This window comes from Butyricicoccus sp. AM32-19 (genome assembly GCF_003480365.1).
Lineage (GTDB): Bacteria > Bacillota > Clostridia > Oscillospirales > Butyricicoccaceae > Agathobaculum > Agathobaculum butyriciproducens.
On record NZ_QUIX01000005.1, the window covers coordinates 115,695 to 136,675 of the forward strand.

At 54.6% G+C, this 20,981-nt stretch carries 28 protein-coding genes; 13 read left to right on the forward strand and 15 right to left on the reverse strand.

Annotated elements, in window-relative coordinates; genetic code table 11:
* Positions 1–6 precede the first annotated feature (6 nt).
* The 15 genes from ssb to DW806_RS06440 form a co-directional block, all read right to left on the reverse strand.
* Positions 7–783, reverse strand: coding sequence for a single-stranded DNA-binding protein (gene ssb, locus DW806_RS06375; protein WP_116705716.1), 777 nt, complete (start codon positions 781–783; stop codon positions 7–9).
* Positions 784–966: 183 nt separating this feature from the next.
* On the reverse strand, positions 967–1,419 hold the full coding sequence (locus DW806_RS06380; RefSeq protein ID WP_116705715.1) for a relaxase/mobilization nuclease domain-containing protein: 453 nt from the start codon (positions 1,417–1,419) through the stop codon (positions 967–969).
* A gap of 2 nt (positions 1,420–1,421) precedes the next feature.
* Positions 1,422–1,640: a hypothetical protein gene (locus DW806_RS06385; protein ID WP_116705714.1), complete on the reverse strand. Its 219-nt coding sequence runs from the start codon at positions 1,638–1,640 to the stop codon at positions 1,422–1,424.
* A complete protein-coding gene (locus DW806_RS15165) occupies positions 1,633–1,806 on the reverse strand; it encodes a hypothetical protein (RefSeq protein ID WP_158557299.1) in 174 nt (57 codons plus the stop codon). Before DW806_RS15165 ends, DW806_RS06385 begins: the two co-directional genes overlap by 8 nt.
* Positions 1,799–2,053: a hypothetical protein gene (locus tag DW806_RS06390; protein WP_117488243.1), complete on the reverse strand. Its 255-nt coding sequence runs from the start codon at positions 2,051–2,053 to the stop codon at positions 1,799–1,801. The genes DW806_RS15165 and DW806_RS06390 overlap by 8 nt, the downstream gene beginning before the upstream one ends.
* Before the next feature lie 7 nt (positions 2,054–2,060).
* Positions 2,061–2,918 (reverse strand): 3'-5' exonuclease, encoded by an 858-nt coding sequence (locus DW806_RS06395; protein ID WP_117488245.1) that lies wholly within the window; start codon positions 2,916–2,918, stop codon positions 2,061–2,063.
* A 129-nt stretch (positions 2,919–3,047) separates the two neighbouring features.
* A complete protein-coding gene (locus DW806_RS06400) occupies positions 3,048–3,983 on the reverse strand; it encodes a ParB/RepB/Spo0J family partition protein (RefSeq protein ID WP_118729463.1) in 936 nt (311 codons plus the stop codon).
* Positions 3,984–3,988: 5 nt separating this feature from the next.
* The gene (locus DW806_RS06405; RefSeq protein WP_117488249.1) at positions 3,989–4,762 is read right to left on the reverse strand and encodes a ParA family protein; all 774 of its coding nucleotides are present in this window, start codon (positions 4,760–4,762) and stop codon (positions 3,989–3,991) included.
* Between the two features lie 91 nt (positions 4,763–4,853).
* On the reverse strand, positions 4,854–5,162 hold the full coding sequence (locus DW806_RS06410; protein WP_116704779.1) for a hypothetical protein: 309 nt from the start codon (positions 5,160–5,162) through the stop codon (positions 4,854–4,856).
* A gap of 14 nt (positions 5,163–5,176) precedes the next feature.
* A complete protein-coding gene (locus tag DW806_RS06415; protein WP_116704780.1) occupies positions 5,177–5,527 on the reverse strand; it encodes a hypothetical protein in 351 nt (116 codons plus the stop codon).
* A 12-nt stretch (positions 5,528–5,539) separates the two neighbouring features.
* A complete protein-coding gene (locus DW806_RS06420; protein ID WP_116704781.1) occupies positions 5,540–5,806 on the reverse strand; it encodes an AbrB/MazE/SpoVT family DNA-binding domain-containing protein in 267 nt (88 codons plus the stop codon).
* The gene (locus DW806_RS06425; RefSeq protein WP_117488251.1) at positions 5,799–6,083 is read right to left on the reverse strand and encodes a hypothetical protein; all 285 of its coding nucleotides are present in this window, start codon (positions 6,081–6,083) and stop codon (positions 5,799–5,801) included. Before DW806_RS06425 ends, DW806_RS06420 begins: the two co-directional genes overlap by 8 nt.
* A gap of 165 nt (positions 6,084–6,248) precedes the next feature.
* Positions 6,249–6,833 carry a helix-turn-helix domain-containing protein gene (locus DW806_RS06430; protein ID WP_118729464.1) on the reverse strand — a complete coding sequence of 195 codons (585 nt, stop codon included), beginning with the start codon at positions 6,831–6,833 and terminating at the stop codon, positions 6,249–6,251.
* A gap of 131 nt (positions 6,834–6,964) precedes the next feature.
* Positions 6,965–8,020 (reverse strand): type IV pilus twitching motility protein PilT, encoded by a 1,056-nt coding sequence (locus DW806_RS06435; RefSeq protein WP_118729465.1) that lies wholly within the window; start codon positions 8,018–8,020, stop codon positions 6,965–6,967.
* 195 nt (positions 8,021–8,215) lie between these two features.
* Positions 8,216–8,521 carry a phage holin family protein gene (locus tag DW806_RS06440; protein WP_110436857.1) on the reverse strand — a complete coding sequence of 102 codons (306 nt, stop codon included), beginning with the start codon at positions 8,519–8,521 and terminating at the stop codon, positions 8,216–8,218.
* A 276-nt stretch (positions 8,522–8,797) separates the two neighbouring features.
* Here DW806_RS06440 and DW806_RS06445 point away from each other — a divergent pair, with 276 nt between their 5' ends.
* The 13 genes from DW806_RS06445 to DW806_RS06505 all read left to right on the forward strand — a co-directional run bounded on the left by DW806_RS06445 (position 8,798) and on the right by DW806_RS06505 (position 20,879).
* Positions 8,798–9,535 carry a WecB/TagA/CpsF family glycosyltransferase gene (locus DW806_RS06445; RefSeq protein WP_117751751.1) on the forward strand — a complete coding sequence of 246 codons (738 nt, stop codon included), beginning with the start codon at positions 8,798–8,800 and terminating at the stop codon, positions 9,533–9,535.
* Between the two features lie 5 nt (positions 9,536–9,540).
* Entirely contained in the window at positions 9,541–10,311 is a 771-nt protein-coding gene (gene thyX, locus DW806_RS06450) for an FAD-dependent thymidylate synthase (protein WP_118729466.1), read from the forward strand.
* A gap of 30 nt (positions 10,312–10,341) precedes the next feature.
* On the forward strand, positions 10,342–11,247 hold the full coding sequence (locus DW806_RS06455) for a DUF2156 domain-containing protein (protein WP_118729467.1): 906 nt from the start codon (positions 10,342–10,344) through the stop codon (positions 11,245–11,247).
* 5 nt (positions 11,248–11,252) lie between these two features.
* Complete coding sequence (locus DW806_RS06460) at positions 11,253–12,053, forward strand: GNAT family N-acetyltransferase (RefSeq protein WP_118729468.1); 801 nt, start codon at positions 11,253–11,255, stop codon at positions 12,051–12,053.
* A gap of 14 nt (positions 12,054–12,067) precedes the next feature.
* Positions 12,068–12,619 carry a DJ-1 family glyoxalase III gene (locus tag DW806_RS06465; protein ID WP_118729469.1) on the forward strand — a complete coding sequence of 184 codons (552 nt, stop codon included), beginning with the start codon at positions 12,068–12,070 and terminating at the stop codon, positions 12,617–12,619.
* Positions 12,606–13,178 carry a 5-formyltetrahydrofolate cyclo-ligase gene (locus DW806_RS06470; RefSeq protein WP_118729470.1) on the forward strand — a complete coding sequence of 191 codons (573 nt, stop codon included), beginning with the start codon at positions 12,606–12,608 and terminating at the stop codon, positions 13,176–13,178. The genes DW806_RS06465 and DW806_RS06470 overlap by 14 nt, the downstream gene beginning before the upstream one ends.
* A complete protein-coding gene (locus DW806_RS06475) occupies positions 13,165–14,055 on the forward strand; it encodes a CPBP family intramembrane glutamic endopeptidase (RefSeq protein ID WP_118285527.1) in 891 nt (296 codons plus the stop codon). The genes DW806_RS06470 and DW806_RS06475 overlap by 14 nt, the downstream gene beginning before the upstream one ends.
* A gap of 24 nt (positions 14,056–14,079) precedes the next feature.
* Entirely contained in the window at positions 14,080–15,333 is a 1,254-nt protein-coding gene (mltG, locus tag DW806_RS06480; RefSeq protein WP_118729471.1) for an endolytic transglycosylase MltG, read from the forward strand.
* Positions 15,326–16,558: a peptidase U32 family protein gene (locus DW806_RS06485; protein ID WP_243022666.1), complete on the forward strand. Its 1,233-nt coding sequence runs from the start codon at positions 15,326–15,328 to the stop codon at positions 16,556–16,558. Before mltG ends, DW806_RS06485 begins: the two co-directional genes overlap by 8 nt.
* Before the next feature lie 271 nt (positions 16,559–16,829).
* A complete protein-coding gene (trpS, locus tag DW806_RS06490) occupies positions 16,830–17,840 on the forward strand; it encodes a tryptophan--tRNA ligase (protein ID WP_110436847.1) in 1,011 nt (336 codons plus the stop codon).
* Between the two features lie 18 nt (positions 17,841–17,858).
* A complete protein-coding gene (locus tag DW806_RS06495; RefSeq protein WP_117491700.1) occupies positions 17,859–18,947 on the forward strand; it encodes an MraY family glycosyltransferase in 1,089 nt (362 codons plus the stop codon).
* Entirely contained in the window at positions 18,940–20,088 is a 1,149-nt protein-coding gene (gene wecB / locus DW806_RS06500; RefSeq protein ID WP_118729473.1) for a non-hydrolyzing UDP-N-acetylglucosamine 2-epimerase, read from the forward strand. Before DW806_RS06495 ends, wecB begins: the two co-directional genes overlap by 8 nt.
* The gene (locus DW806_RS06505) at positions 20,085–20,879 is read left to right on the forward strand and encodes a hypothetical protein (RefSeq protein WP_118729474.1); all 795 of its coding nucleotides are present in this window, start codon (positions 20,085–20,087) and stop codon (positions 20,877–20,879) included. Before wecB ends, DW806_RS06505 begins: the two co-directional genes overlap by 4 nt.
* Positions 20,880–20,981: the final 102 nt, after the last annotated feature.

Here is a 20,981-nt window from a genome sequence, read left to right on the forward strand (position 1 = left end):
CACATTTTAGATCATAACATCACGATCATCATCGACATAACCTGTCGGCATATCATTATAGACTGGGATAGACGGCTGCGGCTGCTGCGCGGGTTCAGCACTGTGAGGGAAGGTAATGCTGTGATTGATGCCCGGTTCCAGATTTACATTGACCGAACGAGCAACCGGGCGGAAGCCAGTCGGCGCAGTTACCTCAGTGATAATGTAATCACCTGCGGACAGACCGACAATAGATGCAATGCCGTCTGCATCGGTGCCGTTATGCAGGCTGACCGTTGCACCGTCCATCGTATACAGGTCGTAGACGGCGTTTGCAAGTACATTGCCCGTAAGGGTATCTACGGCCACAATCTGCAATCCACTGCGTTCCTGCTCGTTCTGCGGCGCGGCCTGCGGCACTGGTGTTTCCTCCGGCTCTGCGGTCTGCGGCGGCTGTTCCTGCTCACGCGCGATACGCTGCTTTTTGGTTTCGCCAAACTGCACATTGTCACACTGGATTTCATAGTCTACACGGGTCTTGCCAGTGTTCTTATCTGTCCACATATGCGAGGTGAGCTGACCGATCACGATAGCCAGCGTACCTTTCTGAAACCACTGTGACACAAACTCTGCTTGCGCGCCATAAGTCACGCAGGGGATAAAGTCGGTAACATCTGCGCTGGAACGGCGGCTGACAGCAATGCGAAAGGTTGTGACCGGCTTATTGCTGCGCGTGTAGCGCATTTCTGGTTCGCCGGTTAAGCGGCCCATGAATACGCAGTTGTTGATAGAAATACTGCTCATTTCGTCCTCCTTATCTGATGAAAAGCCAGAAAATTCGTAAAAATACCATGATTAAAAGAAAAAACGGTGGGAAAAGCTGCACTAAGCGTTTCGGCAGCGGCATATCGTCGTGCGCGATCAACCAGAGCGCATAGCTTGCCATTAAAACAGTGATGAGGGACGCGAGGATCATGTAAAACAGTTTCATTGATTTACCATCATTTCACGATATAGGTGATCAGACTGATCTTTCATATTTTGTAGTTCATCTCTGCTTTGCTGGAGTTTGTGTCCATCTACGTAACTCACACTATTCACAATAAAATGTGTGTGCAAATATTCCGTATCAGTGTGTGTAGCAATCAGCACCTCAAAGTCCGCCCATTCGGGAAGTGCTTCGGCCAGTTGATACGCAATCTGATGAGCCTGTTCAGGCGAAATGTTTTCGTCTTTGGCGAAACTTTGAATGAAATGTTTATACGTTCGCCCACCATTTTTCCCCCATAGACGTTTTGTTACTTCCATTTCATCTTTAACCGTAAACGGTGTACAATTCCAACCGCTCAACAAATTTTCACTGGTTTTTCGTTTGTCCATTACACGGGTAAGTACGGTTCTAATGGGTGATTTACCGGATATTGCTTTGATAATAGGCAATGTTATTCACCTCGATCATTGTTGAGGAAACAGATTAGATGCGGCTGGCGATGCAGCATGATACACGCGGGATCGTAATCTGTAATACAGCGGAACGCAAAGCGTATATCGCGCTCTTGTCCATATGAGAAACGCAATATGACCAGATCGCCATTATCCTCGTGGTACGCGATTACAGCGAGATCTTCCGGTGCAAGGCAGGTGCGAGGGATTTTACGCATCGTTCACACCTCCGTTCGCTTTGCGGCAAGAAGCAAGCTGCTCGATCAGCTCCGACCGGCGCGCAGATGCGATACTGTGCTTGATGCAGTCCGGTGTAGCACTGGACTGCTTTTCAAGATCGGACGATGTTGCAGGCACGCTGTAAATGATAGATAACTCAGTCATCAGGGTTATCCTCCTTGTGCAGCAGCATAATATTGCGGATAATAACAGCGATATGTGCGGTTGGATTTCGCAAATAGCGTGAATGATATGCTTCACTCTTGATAAAATCCCGCGCCAGCGCTGCTTTAAGCTGCTCAATATCATTAGCGTTTTGCAGCTTGACCGGTAGCTCTACGCAGCAGTCCAGTTCGGACGGCGTGCCGCCATCAGGAATACAAAGATAATTTAAGTGATAAGTATAAGTCATAGCAATATTACTTGATAATCTTCATCATGTTGTAGCAGTACAAAGTGGCTTTGGCATCTGCAAGGCTGTTGTGTGCTGCACCCTCCCACTGGTAATCAAAATGTTTTGTACAGGTAGAGAGCGAAGCGCGTCTGCGAGTACCGCCGTTGGCGTTGAGGTAGTCCACAAACATCTGCATGACATCAATTACGGTTAGATGCTCGGTCGGTATGCCAATGCGGTCAAGAAAACCGAGGTCGAACGATGTATTATAACCGATGCAGACAGACATCTCGGAGAAAATCTCTACAAGCTGCGGTAACAACTCGTGTGGATACGGCGCGCCTGCGACCATTTCCGGCGTAATACCATTGACTTTCTGCGCTTCTGGCCACTCCGTATGAAAGTACGGGCGCACCAGACTGTCGAACAGAACGGTTCCGGCATCGTCGATCACGCTGATTTGCAGCAGTTCATCGCTGTCGGTTAAACCGGTCGTTTCGGTGTCGATTACGATGGCCTGCGCTTCGGGTACTGCGGCCTGCGGCATTGCGGCGGCAAGCAGCGAGAGCACCTTTTTTATACCGCGCTGCTGGGCGCTGTCGCTGATCCGCTTCTCGCGTGCAATGAGGCGTTCTTCTTTTTCGCGCAGACGAGCAACGCGAGAGGCTTCGGCTTTCTTGCGGAGCGGCTCCAATACCTCATCCAATTCGGTCTGTGTCCCGTTGTGTACCTCATCGACAGTGTAAAAGATTGCGCTGTTGATCTGGCAGGAATTGACCCACATTTCGATTCCTACTGCATCAGCATTGAGAGCCTTGCCAAGTTGCGCCCACTGAAGTTTCGTGTGGTACATACTTGAAGGGAAATCGGTTCGTACTTCCATAGGTTGTTGTCCTCCTCATAGTATTATAGTCTTGCACATGGTCATACGCCGGGCTTGGAAAACGCAGTCAACAAGGGGATAGATCGTTTCCTGCGCTCCCGGCGCATGACCACGAGCAAGGCTCGTGGTTTAATATAAATTGTTCAGTGCGTTGAGGTCAGCGGTAAGCTGCGCGGTGCTGGTGCCGAGCAGTTTTGCAAGGCGTGGCAGCTTGTTATCCGGCAGACAGGTAAGCTGCTGGACAAGTCGTGCTGCATCACCAGGCAGCGTGTTCGATGGGAACACATTGTCCGTCTGCGGCGTTGCCGGTGTGCTCTCCGACTGCGGAGCAGATACTTCCGGTTGTGCGGTGGTGTCAGGCGTGTTCGACTGGAACACATCATCGCCGGTCGGCAATTTACCGGTTTGCACAAAGCAGGTAAATGTAGCCTGCTGTTGTTCTGTATTCAGCTTACTCAGCTCATAGGCAGTGGAAATCGGCAGATTGTCAGCCTTAATTTCTTCCATTAAAGAGGGAATGAGGTTGTTCAGTATACTGTCATACTTGGCTACGCGGCTGGAACTGATGTTAAGACTGCGTGCGACCAGATCGCGTACACGACCGTTCAGGCCTCGCTCTGCCTTAGCCTGTCGTTGCAAGTCGCGCATACGGCGGACTTCTTCGAGCTTGTCCCATGCGGTTTTCACGCGCTGGGAGTTGGCGGCGATGAGCAACATCGGTTCGCGCACGGCGCGGTCGGCGTCCTCGATCTGTTCTACGGAGCAAGGCAGAAACTCGTACTCTGTCTTGCCCTCGTCCAACAGCATACCGACCGCTCTGTGGCGGCGGTGGCCGGACAGGATTTTATATTTGCCATCTTCCAACGGAGTAACGACGAGGTTGTTCAGCACGCGGCCTGCAAGCTCGATAGCGGTTTTCAGTTCCTCGATCTCCTGCATTGAGTAAAAATTATCCTCGCTGGGGACGAGCTTGGAGTAGCTGATACGCTCAATGGTATGTTCTTTAACAGGTGCAGCTGCCATAGAGGTATCCTTGTTCAGCATATCGGTAATAGAAAATCCCATATCACTCAACCTCTTTTCTCTGCGGACAGAAACTCGCTGACGAAATCGAGGTAATCACGCGCGGCGGCGCTGGTCTTGCTGTATTCGATAATCGGCTTGCACTCAAAGCTGCTGCCAACTACCTTGCCGCTGTACCGGATATGCGTCTTGTAGACGGGACAATCCAGATTTTCACGCAACCAGTCCTCGCCGGTCTGCTCTCCGGCCTGACGCTGGAAGCAGGTGATAAGGCAACCGGCAAGCCGCAGTCCCGGATTAAGTTCCTCGCGGGTGATCTCAATCTGGTTCTTCAGCTCGATCAGGCCGTCAAAGGCGTAGCTGTCAATCTTGACCGGAATAACAGCTTCATCAGATGCAACAAGAGCATTTACCGTCGAAATGTTGATGTCCGGCGCGTTGTCGATTAGACAGTAGTCGTACAGGTCTGCAACCTTGCGGAGTGCAGTGCGCAGGCGTGTCTGCTGCGGACGAGAGCTGTCCATCATCACCTGCATATTTGCGGTGAGCAATGTCATATTCGCCGGAATAACATCAATGCGGTCGTACTTGGTGTGCTGAATAACCTCTGCCAAATCGGCATCGCGGTCAAGCATCAGATCGGCAATGCTCTGGCGGTCATAGCTGTGTACGCCAAAGGTCTTGGAGCAGTTTCCCTGCTTGTCGTTATCTACGACCAGTACACGCGCATTATACTGCTGCGACAGCGCATAGGCCATGCTGACGGTGGTCAGTGTCTTAGCAACGCCGCCTTTGAGGTTGATGATAGATACGGTTTTCATAAAATTATCCCCTTTGTAGTCGTGTGTTCCATTGGAACACATGGTTTCAGCAGTTTCCACGCTGCTGTTCCTGATTAAAAGAAAAATTAGTTTAGTGTGTTTCGACCAAACGACGGTCGAGCAGTTCGTCAAAGGTGACGGGAATTTCTTTGCGGTATGGGATACCGTTCGGTACGCTCATTTCAAGGCAACAAAACGGCTGACCCTTGAAGATGCTTAAATGTATAGACACGCCATTAGGCCATTTCATCCAGAGAATATCATACTCTCTGGAGAAAAAGGTCTGGTTAAAGGGCGGAAGCGAACAAATTCGCTGCTCTTTGAGTTTTTCGGCTACCAATTCGTAAAAAGCCAGATTCCGGGCACGAATGGATAAGCTATCGGAAAGTTGATAAGGCATCAATCGTCCTCCTGTCAGTCTGCGTGTTCCATTGGAACACATTCAGTTTTGCACGATGAAATTTCTTTCGCTATGCCGCGTTCAGTCAGCTCGGCTATTGTAAATCTAAATACCCTGCGATTACGCTGATGCTTGGTATCGTCAGACGGAGCGTAATCGTACTGCGTGACGGTCAGCAGCGGTGTGCCGGGAATGAGGGTCGTAAAGTAAACCTCGTGATACGGCCAGCGGAGCCAATAAGACGTCCTGATATGCTCAAACAGAACATCGCTCATCTTGGGCAGCTCGCACCACGGCAGGTTTGCGATCTTTTCTGCGGCCAGCTTGTACAGGCTGCGCTTTGTAGCGTGTAAACGATACGGCATAAGTTTCTCTCCTTAATCGGCCTGCTCAGCGATGGCTTGCAACTTGCTTACGCACTTAGCTGCGCAACTGGGGCAAATACGATACTCCTTAATGTGCTTCTCGGTAGGCTCACCGCAGAAAATGCAAGATGGCTCATATTTTGTGATAATGACTTTCTGCCCCTCAGTGTAAATCTGCATTTTTGTGCCGGTTTCCCAGCCGAAAGTGTCGCGCAGCTCTTTAGGAAAAACAATACGTCCCAGTGCATCAAGTTTACGGATGATACCAGTATCAGTCATGGCGCGGCTCCTTACCTAATACAACGGGCGGCACGATGCGCACTGGAGGACGCCCTGCCTTTACCATCTTTGCAATTGCGGATGCACGATCAGGGTCATAAACCTTGCGTCCACCGATGTAAATGTCACCGGTGTAGCCGCGCTCCAACTCACTCTTTACTGTGTGAGCATTAACACCGATGTCCGCTGCGATGTTCGCTACCTTATATCCGGAAATCCACATCTCGTAAATACGCTGACGCATTGCATCGGTAATTGCTCTTTTTACTTCGGACATTTTTGCACCTCCATTCGGATTTTTTGTAATAAAAAAACTTACCTCGAGGACTACTCCTTTGCGGTAAGTTAATTATTGCATTTTAGGTGAAAAATATAACCAAAAATGAAGGATTGCCAAAAGCCTCCTGCAAAATGAGAAAAAGGCAGGTTACCCTGCCTTTGCTCAGATATTCTGATAGAACAGTCCGTCCCTCGTGCAGTACCACAGCAGCATGCCGTGTCGAATATAGGGCAGACGCACGTCTAATCCCCATTCCGGGTACTGCTTTTTGACGATCATCGTGTCTCCGCTGAGAAATGCAACGAACGAGATATAGTGCTCGCGGTGCATTTCATGCGGTGCGGTGATATACCATTCTCCGTCGCTGTGCTCAATTTGCAGTGCATTTTCCTCGTCCGGTTTGTGCATAACGAGGTTGGTCAATTTTGCACCGCAGCAGGTCACATCTGCGTCATCGGTCGAGAACAGCAGATTGCCGCAGGTCGGACAGCGGTAAAACCGCATTTTCTTCATATTGCCGTTAGTCATATCGTTTTCCTCCAGATCGCCTCTCAGCAGGGCTTCGGTGTCCACGCCGAGAGCCTGTGATAACAACGGGAGGAGCGAGATGTCGGGAGCACCGCCGCCGCGCCCCCATTTGGATACCGCCTTGTCGCTGACGCCAAGCTGTTCAGCCAGCGCAAGCTGTGTCAGTCCCAGTTTTGTCCGCATTGTACGGATTAGTCTGCCGGTTTTTACCTGATCCATTCGGATCACCTCCCTTGCGTTCTATTATACGGAAAACGGAGGAGAATACAATGAACGCTCCGTAGAGTTGCGGAAAATTGAGAATGGAAACATAAAAATCCCGCGTGAAATTCAACGCGGGATTTGCTGTCTTATCGGAAGACAGACTGCGGAAACGCTTCCGGGTCGGCTGCCTTTGCGGCGGCATCGTCGATGCGGACCTCTCCGCTGCGGACGAGTTCACCGAGCGAATCGTCCATCAGCATCATACCCTGATTGCGGCCGGTCTGCATGGTGCTGATGAGCTGATACGACTTGTTCTGGCGGATCAGGTTGCGCACGGCAGGGGTGCCGGTCAGAATCTCAAATGCGGCTACGCGGCCGCCCATGGTGCGCGGTATGAGCGTCTGGCAGACAATGCACTCAAGCACCTCGGCAAGCTGAATGCGAATCTGCTCCTGCTGCTCTGGTGGGAATACATCTACGATACGGTCGATCGTACCGGCAGCTCCCTTGGTGTGCAGTGTGCCGAATACAAGGTGACCGGTCTCAGCAGCCGTGATAGCGGTCGAAATGGTCTCCAGATCGCGCATCTCACCGACGAGAATAACGTCTGGGTCCTGCCGCAGAGCTGCTCGCAGGCCACTTGCGAAGCTGTCCGTATCCGCACCGATTTCACGCTGGTTGATCATTGAGCGAATGCGCGGGTGTACATACTCGATCGGGTTTTCCAGCGTGATGATATGGCGTGCCGCGGTGCGGTTGACGTGGTCGATCAGTGCCGCCAGTGTGGAACTTTTGCCGGAGCCGGTCGGTCCGGTCACGATAACCAGTCCGCGCGGCTTTTCGGCCTGCTGTATAATGATATCCGGCAGGCGAAGCTGCTCCGCAGTCGGGATTTCCATCGGCAGCAGACGCAGCGCCAGCGCCGTGTGGTGTTGCTGGCGAAACAGATTGCAGCGCATGCGCACGGAATCGGCAAACGTCACTGCAAAGTCGGACTCGCCGATGGTTTTCAGCTCGTGCAGCTGATGCTCATCCGCAAGCTGCTGCGCCGCATCCTGCACATCCTGCTCGGTCAGAGGTACGTCACCGTGGGTACGCAGCTCACCGTCGATACGCAGCATCGGCGGGAGACCAACGGTTAAATGCACATCGGAGGTGTTTTTCTCCTTGGCGTAAAAAATCAGAGTTTGTAAATCGTACAAGGCGTGTCTCTCTCCTTGGTGTCCCAAAGCAGGGGACAGAGTTTATATGGGTATTGTACCGCAAATTGCCTGCCGCTGCAAGTAAGGATAAATGAAAACGGCTTCGGAAAACCGAAGCCGTTGAGACCGTCGAAAAACTTTGTTTTTTCGACAATCTGCGAGAATGCTTATGCGTTCTTCTTTTGTTTTCGCGTGTTATTTCGGCGGGTCGTTTCCTTTATTTGAACTGCAGTGCGCTATGACTTCGTTCAGATAGACCGACATGCCCGCACATAGGACACCCTGCACAACACCTTCAAACAGAGCGGCTGCCCAGTTGCCGTAGCTGGCATAGCGCGATACGACCGACAGACAGGCCAGTCCAATCCCGCAGAACGTGAGTGCCAGAGGGATAAATTGATTGGGAAACCGCTGTATTGCCTTGAGTCCGCGTCCGATGCAGTATAAAACCGCCACCAGAACCGCGAAATCCGCCTTGATATACTGCGTCAGTTCTTCCATGGGTTCACCTCCCCTTAACAGCCTATGCGGAAAGAGAACGATGTTTGCCAAGGCATATCGCAGGGCGGCATGACCTCATGCCGCCGTTCACAACGATCTGCACGTACTTACAGGCGGCGGGCCGGGGGCAGCCCACCCTGCATGATACGTTTATCGCTATCTACTTCTCACTCTCTGCAAGCTGGACTTGCAGATTTTAGTCTGCTGCTGTATAATACAATAGATTAGGAATGTTTACCGCCAAATAAAAGGCTGGAAAATATGGGAGATACGAAGATGAATACTGCTTCTATTCTGGGCGTGCAATTTCACGCCGTTACCAAGCAGCAGGCTGTTGAGCTTGCAATGAGCAAGATCCGTTCCCGGCAGAAGGGCTACGTTGTTACCCCGAATCCGGAGATTGTCGATCTCTGCCGCCATGACGAAAAATTCATGGGCGTTGTCAACCATGCGACGCTTGTCCTGCCGGACGGCATCGGCATCATCTATGCTGCGAAGATCCTCGGTGAAAAGCTGCAGGGCAAGGTAGCCGGCATTGAATTTGCCGAGAGCCTTGTTGCCGCGATGGCCAAGGAGAACATGCGCCTGTATCTGCTGGGTGCGAAGCCCGGTGTTGCCGAAAAAGCAGGTGCGAACCTGTGTGCAAAGTATCCAGGACTGGTGCTGGCCGGCACGCATGACGGCTATTTCTCCGACCCGCAGGAGGTTGTTGACAGCATCAACGCCGCAGGCGGTGCGGATGTTGTGTTCGTCTGTCTGGGTGCGCCCAAGCAGGAGAAATTTATCGCGGACAACATGGACGATATCCACAGCACACTGTTCTGCGGTCTCGGCGGCTCGTTGGATGTGTTTGCAGGCGTTGCCAAGCGCGCGCCGGATATTTTCATCAAGCTGGGTCTGGAGTGGTTTTACCGCCTGCTCAAGCAGCCCAGCCGTATCGGCCGTATGATGAAGCTGCCGAAATTTCTGCTCATCGTTATCAAGGAACGGCTGTTTGGCAGAAAGGGGAAGTGACAAGAATGAAAGTAAAACTGCTTGCTTACACGCCGGACCCGGAAAAGTTGGTCGCGGCTGCAGCAAAGAACTGCTATTCCTCCACGGACGTTGACAGCGTGCTGGATGGTCTGACCGAGGAAAAGACCGAGAGCTTTGTCAACATGCTTTCCGAGATCGGCCACGAAAGCCCGATCGAGCATGTGTCGTTCACCTTTGCAATCGAGGGTGTATCACGTTCTCTGCTGGCACAGATCACGCGCCACCGCATTGCATCGTTCTCGGTACAGAGCCAGCGCTATGTGCGTGAGAAGGGCTTCGAGTATGTTGTTCCGCCGGAGATTGATAAAATTCCGGCTGCCCGGGCAAAATTCATTCAGGCGATGGAGGACGACCAGCGCACCTACGAGGAACTGACGGCCGCGCTGATGGAAGGCTATCTCAAGGATCTGCTCGAGCAGGGCGTTCCGGAGAAGACCGCCCGCAGCAAGGCTGAAAAGCACGCCATTGAGGACGCACGCTACGTTCTGCCGAACGCCTGCGCGACTCGCATTGTCATGACGGCGAACGCCCGCAGCCTCAAGAACTTTTTCCGCCTGCGCTGCTGCAATCGCGCCCAGTGGGAGATCCGTGCGCTTGCCGAGGAGATGTACAGGCAGGTATACGCTGTTGCGCCGACGCTGTTCGGTCACTGCGGACCGGCCTGCGTGGACGGTGTCTGCACAGAGGGCAAAATGTCCTGCGGCAAGGCCGCAGAAGTGCGCGCGCACTATCAGGCGCTGCGCGAGGGCAAGTAACCCCCAAATCAATCTTGAGAAAGGTATTATATGTTACCGTTTAGAGAAATTACTTTAGAAGATAAACCAATGGTCGAGCACTGCGGCTCGCATTACAACTATCATCTGTGCGAGCGCTGCTTTGTCGATCTTTTCATGTGGCGCGGCCACTACAACACGCAGATCTGCTTCAAAGACGGCTTTATGCTGGTGAAAATGTCTCCGTTGGACGGCGGACACGACTGCTATCTTGCGCCTGTCGGTCAGGGCGACCTCGGCGCTGCGCTGGATGCGCTCGAGCAGGATGCCGCTGAACGCGGTCTTCCGTTCGTCATTGTCTCGGTCGCTGAGCCGATGATCGAGCGTATCGAAGCCGTTCGTCCGGGCAAGTTCACGTTCGCGCATGACAGCGAGGACGGTGACGATTATATCTACCTCGCGGAAAAGCTGCGCACGCTGTCCGGCAAAAAGCTGCAGAGCAAGCGCAACCTCGTTAACCGCTTCAAGACCGCCTATGAGGGGCGGTGGAGCTACGAGGACATGACCCGGGAAAACAGCAAGGATGCGTTCGCCTTCCATGTGCACTGGTGCAACCTGAACGGCTGTGCACGCGAGCGCGACTTTGAGGGCGAGACCTGCGCAATCGTGCAGGCACTCCACAACTTTGACTACTTGAATTTGCGCGGCGGACTGCTCCGCTTGGACGGCGAGGTTATCGCGTTCACATTCGGCTGCAAGGCTACGCCGGATATGTTCGTGGTACAGATTGAAAAGGCCGACCACACGATTCAGGGCGCGTACCAGATGATCAACCAGCAGTTCGTACAGCGCAACTGCAATGATGTGGAATACGTCAACCGCGAGGAGGATCTGGGACTCGAGGGTCTGCGCAAGGCGAAGAAGTCCTATTATCCGGTGATGCGCGGCGTGAAATATGTGGCAACACCGAAAGGTTGATTGAAATGATGCGATTTGCCGAAAAAGGAGATTTTCCTGCCGTTCGCACCCTCTGGGAAACCTGTTTTCCGGATGAGGGCGGCTTCAATGACTACTTCTTCGCGCACTTCTATAAAGAGAAATATACGCTGCTGTATCTCGAGGGTGAAACGCTCGTGGCGATGGTGCAGATGCTCCCGTACCGCATGACGGTGGGCGGCGTATCCCGCGAGGTGACGTATATCTACGGCGCGTGTACCGACCCGGCGCACCGCCGCAAGGGTTATATGGCGCGGCTGCTCGAGCGCTCGTTCGAGTTGGACAGGCAAGGGGGACGCATTGCGTCCGTGCTCATTCCGGCAGAAAAGTGGCTGTTTGATTTTTACAAACCGTTCGGCTACGAGCCGTTCTTCCATATTTCCCGCCGGGAGATTATCCGCACGGCAGGGGAGCGCGAAGCGCCTCGGCGGCTGACCTCGGCGGATGTGCCTGCACTGGCGGCGCTGTATGACAAACTGGTGCCGAAATGCCGCATCGAGCGGGACAAGGCGTACTGGAACGCGCAGCTTGCGCTGTTCGACACGCTCGGCGCGGGCGTGTATGGCTGGTTCAAGGACGGAACGCTCACCGGCTATGCGTTCTGCTGGGAGGACAATGCGCAGGAGCTGCTCGGTGCAGATGACGCGCAGCTGCAGGGTCTGCTGGACGTGCTGCGGCGCGATATGCTCGCCGTGACGGAGATCGGCGCGGAAACTGCACTCGGCGTATGCAAATGGCATGAGAAAGCGGATGAAACCGCTGGATATATGAATTTAATGCTCAACTGAAAGGTGTGACAAACATGGTATATGTATTACTGGCAGAGGGCTTCGAGGAAGTCGAGGCGTTGACTCCGGTCGATCTTCTGCGCCGCGCAGGCGTGGAGACCAGGCTGGTCGGTGTGACCGGTGCAACCGTGTGCGGTGCACGCGGCATCAATGTCGTAACCGACCTGTCCATGGACGAGGTTGACCTTGCAAAGGCCGATATGCTCGTTCTGCCGGGCGGCATGCCGGGCACGACCAATCTGTACGCGGACAAGCGCGTCACCGATGCGGTTCGCACGATGGCAGATGCAGGCAAGTACGTTGCGGCAATCTGCGCGGCTCCGTCCATCATTCTGGGCGGCATGGGTCTGCTCGAGGGCAAGAAAGCCACTTGCTATCCGGGCATGGAGGACGGCATGAAGGGTTCGACCCCGGAAAAGAAAAACGCAGTCACCGATGGCAGGATCATCACCGGCTGCGGCGTCGGCGGCGCACTGGATTTCGCGTGCGAGCTGATTACCGCGCTGTGCGGCAAGGCCAAGGCGGACGAGATCGCAGAGTCGGTCGTACATCATGTGTACGGATAAGAAAACGCTGCGGGGGCGATATCTTGCGGAACGGGCAAGCCTGTCCGCTGAGGAAAAGCAGGCGATTGATCGCGGTATTGCACAGAACATTCTGCAAAGTGGGTTCTATCAGCAGGCAGACTGCATTTTCTGCTATGTTTCGACTGCTGAGGAGATTGATACCCGTACGGTGCTCGAAAACGCGCTTGCGTCCGGCAGGACGGTCTGCGTGCCGCTGTGCGGCAAGGGAGGCAGCATGACCGCGCGGAAAATCACCGCGCTCTCCGAGCTGCAGACCGGTCACTACGGTATCCTGGAGCCGTCCGACACGGCGCCTGAGATTGCACCGGAGAACATCGACCTGATTCTTGCGCCTGCGCTCTCGTGCGACAGAAAAGGGTACCGTCTCGGCTACGGCGGCGGCTACTATGATCGGTTCCTCAGCCGGACAAACGCGGTCTGTGCGGCGCTGTGTGCATCGCAGCGCATGAGCGCAGCCCTGCCGCACGAGGCGTTCGACCGCTGCTGTCATTACATTATCACCGAAAGAGAGGTGCTGCGCACCGATGAATCAAGATAAACGCACACTGCTGCCGGGTCTCAGCCTGTTTGTGTGCTTCTGCCTGCTGACAGGCATGGAAAAGCTGATCACGCACTTCAATCTGCCGCCGTCGCTGATGGCGCTCGGTGAGATCGTGTGCTTCGGTTTGGCGCTTGCAATGGCGCTGCCCGGTATGGATCGGGAGCGCTTTAAGCAGCGTCTTGCATTCAAAATGCCGCGTAAGGGCGGCTGGCTGCTCATTTTGTTTATGGGCGCGGCGACCGCATTTGCCGCCCTCAGCCTGAACATGCTGGAATATCGTCTGCTGGCGCATACCGGTCTCCGGCTGACGATTGCATCCCTGCCGATGCCGCTCGGCGGTATGTCGTTTGCATGGCGGCTGCTGATCGGCGTTGTGATAGCAGCTCTGGTCGAGGAGCTCTATTTACGAGGTGCACTGTTCAGCGTGTACGGTGAAGAAGTCGGTACCTCGGCGTGCCTGCTGTTCGGCGGCATCGTGTTCGCACTGCTGCACGGCAGTCCGCTTGATCTGGCGGCAGGCTTCTGCGCCGGACTGGCGTTTACCTATCTGACCTATGTGTTTGATACCGTATGGGCGGCGGTACTTTCCCATGCTGCGGCGGCATTTGTCACCGTGGTGATGCAGTGGATAGCAGATACCTATGCACCGTTCGGCATTTGGAACATCCTGCTGCCGCTGACTGTGCTCTTTTTCCTGCTGTTCGCGTTCTTAACGCTGGACACACTGGGAAAAATGCTGGCGCGCGGTTCCATTCCGCACTTTGAGGTCAGCGCCGGCTGGTACGACCTGTGGCTGCTGGTGAAAGAGCCCGGATTTATTGTGTTCGTGCTGGCATTTGCCGGTAAAATCATTCTGAATTACTGGATCGGCTGAGGCCGACCCGCAGAGAGGTGAATTATGGATAATCATTTTAACAACGATGAAACGCGGCGCGTACCGCTGCCGGGTTCGGAATCGCCGGTGCCTGAGCAGTTCACGCCGGAGCATTTCGATGACGATCGGGAGCCGGAGCAGCCGCAGAAGCAGCCCAAACGCCGCCGCAGCCGCCGCCAGATGAACGCAGGCTGTGCAGGCTCGATGGTGTACATGATCGCAGTAGTCGGCGTTTCGCTGGTGCTGTCGATTGCCGCGCTGTTCATGGCAAACGACATTTTTGCCTTTGTCAAGGCGGATGCGGTCAAGGAAATCACGGTTTCGGAGAACACCTCGGTATCCTCGCTCGCCAAGGAGCTGGACGACCAGGGCGTTATCAATTATCATTCGGTGTTCAAGCTGTATCTGACGCTCAAGCACCAGACCGATACCTCGGTTCTGGCAGGCGCCTATCAGCTGAACCCGTCGATGGACTACGGTCAGATCGTAGATGCGCTGGCCAACACCGCAAGCACGGAGACCGTGCAGATTACCATTCCGGAGGGTTATTCCATCTCGCAGATCCGTCAGGTGCTGCTGGACAACCATATCTGCACCGAGGATGCGCTGGATGAGGTGCTGAATGACTATTCCTTCAAGCACGATTTCCTTGAGGATGAAAAACCGGCCGCGGAAGGCTGGCTGGAAGGCTATCTGTTCCCGGATACCTATGAGGTATACAAGGGCAACGCTGCGGTTGTCGATACCATCAACAAGATGCTCAACAACTTCGGCAACAAGTATGACGCGGACATCAAGTCCGGCGCGGAGAACCTCGGCCGTTCGATGCACGATATTGTCACGATCGCCTCTCTTGTCGAGCGTGAGGCACAGCGCGACGATGAGCGCGCACGCATTGCGGGCGTTATCTACAACCGTCTGAACAATTCCTCCGAGTTCCCGTATCTGCAGGTGGATGCATCCGTTCTGTATGGTCTGGGACGCACCGGCGGCAAGCTGAGCGACGAGGATCTCAAATCGGATTCCGAGTACAACCTGTACAACCACGAGGGTCTGCCGCCCGGACCGATCTGCAACCCGGGTTATGCTTCGCTGTACGCAGCAAGCCATCCGGAGGACAACAATTACTACTATTACGTTGCTATGCCGGACGGCTCGCACCTGTTTGCAAGCAGCTATGAGGAGCACGAGCGCAACATCGAGGCTTCTAATCAGGCACAGGCGCAGGCTGCAAACGCTTCGGCAGATACGACGACAACGGAGGCAAACGGTGAATAACACACCTGAATTACTGTCGCCCGCAGGCGATCTGGACAAAATGCGGTTTGGCATTGCCTACGGCGCGGATGCGGTCTATATGGCCGGAACGCGCTTCGGCATGCGTGCCGCTGCAACCAACTTTGACGATAACGCGCTGCGCGAGGGTATTGCCTACGCGCACGCGCACGGCGTCAAGTGCTACATTACAGTCAATATTATGCCGTCCAACCGCGACCTTCCGGCACTTCCGGCCTATCTGGAGCTGCTGCAGGACGCAGGCGCGGACGCACTCATCATCGCGGACGTAGGCGTGCTGCGCATGGCGCGCAGATACGCGCCCAAGGTTCCGGTGCACATCTCGACCCAGACCAGTATCCTTAACCACGAGGCGGCAAACTACTGGGCGGATGAAGGCGCCGAGCGTATCGTGCTCGCGCGCGAGCTTTCCCTTGAGGAGATCGCCGAAATCCGTGCAAAAACCCCGAAGGAACTCGAGATTGAGGCCTTCGTTCATGGTGCTATGTGCATTTCGTACTCCGGCCGCTGCCTGATCTCGCAGTACATGACCGGCCGTGACGCCAACCATGGTGCATGCGCACAGCCGTGCCGCTGGAATTACTCTCTGATGGAGGAGAAGCGTCCGGGGCAGTTCTTCCCGGTCGAGGAGGACGGACGCGGCACCTACCTGTATAACTCCAAGGATATGTGCATGATCGAGCACGTTCCGGAGTTGATCGAGGCCGGTATTACCTCGTTCAAGATTGAGGGCCGCAACAAAACTGCGTACTATGCAGCCTGTGTCACCGGTGCATACCGTGCCGCGATCGACACCTATAAAAAGGACCCGGAAAACTTTGTTCTGCCGCAGTTCTGCCGCGATGAGGTCAATAAGGTCAGCCACCGCGAGTATTACACCGGCTTCTACTTCGGCAATCAGGAAAACGGACAGCATTACGGCGACAGCCAGTATATCCGCGAGTACGAGGTTGTCGGCATGCCGGTCGAGTGTGACGACAGCGGCAAAGCCGTGTTCGCACTCAAGAACCGCTTTTTCGATGGGGAAGAGCTGGAGCTGATTCAGCCGGGTCAGGCGCCGTATGTGTTCCGCGCAGAGAACGTCACTGATGACGAGGGCACGAAGCGTGAGCTGTTCAACGTGCCGCAGATGCGCGTAAACTTTGCGTTCCCGTTCAAGGTGAGCGAGTGGGCCATTTTGCGGAAGGTCAAGGAACGGCCGGAGTAAACAATCAATGAGGAGTTAGGAGGCAGGAGTTTCCTGCGTGCCGGCTTACCGTAGGGGGCGCACATTGTGCGCCCTTTTGCGGTGCCCCCTTGCAAATCGCTTGAACAGGCGAACACGGTTCGCCTCTACGGCATGGTTTCTCCTGCCTCTTATCTCCTGCCTTTTTATGAATGGTTGCAACGTATGATAAATTGTGGTATCATTACAATTAAGTATGGAAACCTTTCGGGGTGAATTGAACCGAAAAATTCTAAGCAAGGGAAGTATATACATGAGCGATAACCAGAAGAAAACGATTTTCTCCGGCGTGCAGCCGTCCGGCAAGCTGACGCTGGGTAACTATTTGGGTGCTATCCGCAATTTCCCAATCCTGCAGGAGCAGTACAACTGCATTTACTGCGTGGTCGATCAGCACGCCATCACGGTCCGGCAGGAGCCTGCGGCGCTCCGCCGTGCAACGCTTGAACTGATCGCGCAGTACATTGCCTGCGGTCTGGACCCGGAAAAGAGCATTCTGTTCATCCAGAGCCATGTGCCCGCGCATGCGGAGCTGGCGTGGGTGCTCAACTGCTTCACCATGTTCGGCGAGGCTTCCCGCATGACCCAGTTCAAGGACAAATCCGCCAAGCATGCGGACAACATCAATGTCGGTCTGTTCACCTATCCGGTTCTGATGGCGGCAGACATTCTGCTGTACCAGACCGATCTTGTTCCGGTTGGCGTGGATCAGAGCCAGCACATCGAGATCTGCCGCGACATTGCAAACCGCTTCAACAATCTGCATCCGAACACCTTTACCATTCCGGAGGGCTACTACCCGAAGGTTGGCGAGGGTGCCAAGATTACCAGCCTGGTTGACCCGAACAGCAAAATGAGCAAGTCCGACCCGAATCCGAACGGCTACATCCTGCTGATGGACAAGCCGGAGGATATTATGCGCAAGTTCAAGCGTGCGGTTACCGACTCGGATTCCCGCATTATCTTTGACCCGCAGAACAAGCCGGGTGTTTCCAACCTGCTGCAGATTTACGCACTGGCGACCGGCAAGACCATCGAACAGGCGGCAGCCGAGTTTGACGGCAAGGGCTACGGTGAGTTCAAGCCCGCAGTCGGCGAGGCCGTTGTCGAGCTGCTGCGTCCGATTCGTGAAAAGACCACCGATCTGCTGAACAACAAGGATTATCTGGAGCAGGTCTACAAGGAGGGCGCACAGAAGGCCTCTTATCTGGCGCGCAAAACGCTGGATAAGGTTTATCGAAAGGTAGGCTTTGTCGCACGCTGAGCCAAAAGGGAGTAAACCATGTCTGAATATATTGTCATCGGCACGATCATTGCAGCGTTTGCCGTAGCTGCCGTGCTGAGCTATTTTTTCACACCGCCGGTCAAGAATTTTGCACATAAGGTCGGCGCGATCGACGTGCCGAAGGATGCACGCCGCATGCACAAAAAGCCGATCCCGCGGCTGGGCGGTCTGGCCATTTACGGCGGCTTCCTGTGTTCGATTCTGATTTTCGGGCAGCTCGATGAGACCATGCTGTGCGTCTTGCTCGGAGCGGCCATCATTGTCGCACTCGGTATTTTCGATGATGTGCTGGCGCTCGGCGCCAAGCTGAAATTCGTGGTGCAGATTGTAGCGGCAGCTATTCCGGTCTGCATCGGCGACCTGCAGATTGGTCTGTTCACCAATTTGAATCCGCTGTCGGATACGCCGTTTGTCCATCTCGGCATTCTGGCAGTGCCGGTCACGATTATCTGGATTGTCGGCATCACGAATGCGGTAAACCTGATTGACGGTCTGGACGGACTTGCGGTCGGTGTTTCGTCCATTGCGGCGATTACCATGCTTGCTGTTGCGCTGCTGACCGGCAACATGCCGATTGCCATCACGATGGCGGCGCTCGCCGGCGCGTGCATCGGCTTTATGCCGTACAACCTCAACCCGGCTAAGATCTTCATGGGCGACACCGGCTCGACCTTCCTCGGTTACATGCTGGCAACCGTGTCCATCATGGGTCTGTTCAAATTCTACGCAGTCATCTCGTTTGCGGTGCCGTTCCTGATTCTCGGCCTGCCGATTTTCGATACAGCCAATGCCATCATCCGCCGTGTGGCGGCAGGCAGAAGTCCGATGAGTCCGGACCGCGGCCATGTGCATCACAAGCTGATCGATATGGGCTTCAACCAGAAGCAGGCGGTTGCTATTCTGTACGCTATCAGCGCAACGCTCGGTCTTACCGCCGTGGTGCTCACCTCGTCCGGCGAGGTTAAGGCGATCGTGCTGCTGCTGGCGGTTTTGGCTGCAATTCTGGTAGGTGCATGCATCATTTACGGTGCGGAGCACTGGAGCAAACACGCATCCGAAAACAAGGAGGATAAAGACGATGAATAAAATCAAGGTAATGACGGTTTTCGGCACCCGCCCGGAGGCCATTAAGATGGCGCCGCTGGTGCACGCGCTCGAGCAGAATGAAAACACCGAATCCATTGTATGTGTTACCGCGCAGCACCGTGAGATGCTCGATCAGGTGCTCGATATTTTCGACATCAAGCCGGATTACGACCTGAATATCATGCAGCCGCGTCAGACGCTGGCGACCATTACCGAGAAGAGCCTGCACGGTCTGGATGAGGTGCTCGAAAAGGCACAGCCGGACATCGTGCTCGTCCACGGTGATACCTCGACCACCTTTGCCGGTGCGCTTGCGGCGTTCTATCACAAGGTGCCGGTCGGTCATGTAGAGGCCGGTCTGCGTACCTATGATAAGTACAGCCCGTTCCCGGAGGAAGTGAACCGTAAGCTGACCGGTCAGATTGCAACGCTGCACTTTGCGCCGACTCCGCGCAACCGTGATAATCTTGCGAAGGAAGGTATCACAGACGGCGTGTTTGTCATGGGCAACACGGTTGTTGACGCGATCCACATGACCGTAAAGCCGGATTTCGAGTTCCGTGATGAGCAGCTCAAGACGCTGGATTTTGAGAACAACCGCGTTGTCCTCGTTACCGCGCACCGCCGCGAGAACTACGGCGAGCCGATGGAGAATATCTGCCGCGCCATTGCCGAGCTGAGCGAGGCATACCCGGATGTACATTTCGTTTATCCGGTGCACCTCAGCCCGTATGTCCGCGAGACTGCGGAGAAATTCCTCGGCGGCAATAACCGCATTCACCTCATCCATCCGCTGGCCGTGGACGAGATGCATAACCTGATGGCACGCTGCTATCTCATCATGACCGACTCCGGCGGACTGCAGGAGGAGGCGCCCAGCCTCGGCAAGCCGGTTCTGGTGCTGCGCCGCGAGACCGAGCGTCCGGAGGCCATCGAGGCAGGTACGGTCAAGCTGGCAGGCGTGGAGCAGGCCAATATCGTTAAGCTCGCGCGCGAGCTGTTCGACGATAAGGACGCTTACGAAAAAATGGCGCACGCTGTCAATCCGTACGGCGACGGAAAGACCTCGCAGCGTATCGTGCAGGCGATCGAGCAGTATTTTGGTCTGCGCGAGGACGGTCCGGCTCCGTTTAACCCGTGAAACCCGTAAAAAAAGAGAAGCACACACCGAAACACTATCTGCCGGACACTACGCCGAAGATTGCGGCTGCGGGCGCTACCGTGCTCGTGCTGTTGGTGGTGCTCAGCTTTGTGCTGTCCTCCGGCTGGATGCACGGCAGCAGCACCGGCATTATCCTGCCCGGCAGTGAGGGCGATTCGCCAACGGTTGGCACAGGCAGTGCGCTGCTCACCGGGCAGAGCGTGGATGATATTACCATCGATATCAATAACGCCAAGACCGTCATTGCGACGCTCGCACGTCCGACAGCATACAGCAGCAGGATCGAGAACACGATCTACTATGATGGCGGCTCGGCGGCTCTGTACTGCCATCGCTATGCGCGGGATAATGTTATGCGCACGGATACACTCGGTAGTGACAATCAGGTGCAGTCTACGCTGATTCGCGTTCCGGACGGCAAGGTGTATGCGTGGAATGCAGGGGACAGCATTGCATATCAGGGCAAAGCCGGCGATTTTACCGATGATGCAGCTGCTATGCTGCCGACTTACGAGGATGTTCTGGCTGATGAAGTACAGCTGACTGCTGCCGGTCGGCAGGACATTAACGGTGAACCGTGTATTGTCGTTACATTTGAGCAGGACGGCTACCGCTGTGTATATGGCATTTCAACGGTCAGCGGTTTGTTGGCGCAGGCGTCGTTCTATGACGGCGATACCCTGACGCGCAAAGTCACCGTCAGCGAGATCAGCACGGAAACGCCGGACAGTGAATTGTTTACGCTGCCGGACGGCGAAAGCGTTATATAGAAAAAGTGGAGAGTGGAGATTGCAGAGTGGAGAGACAGCGAAACCGTTTCGCTATCTTCACTCTTAACTCTCCACTCTTCACTCTGATAGAAGGAGATTGCA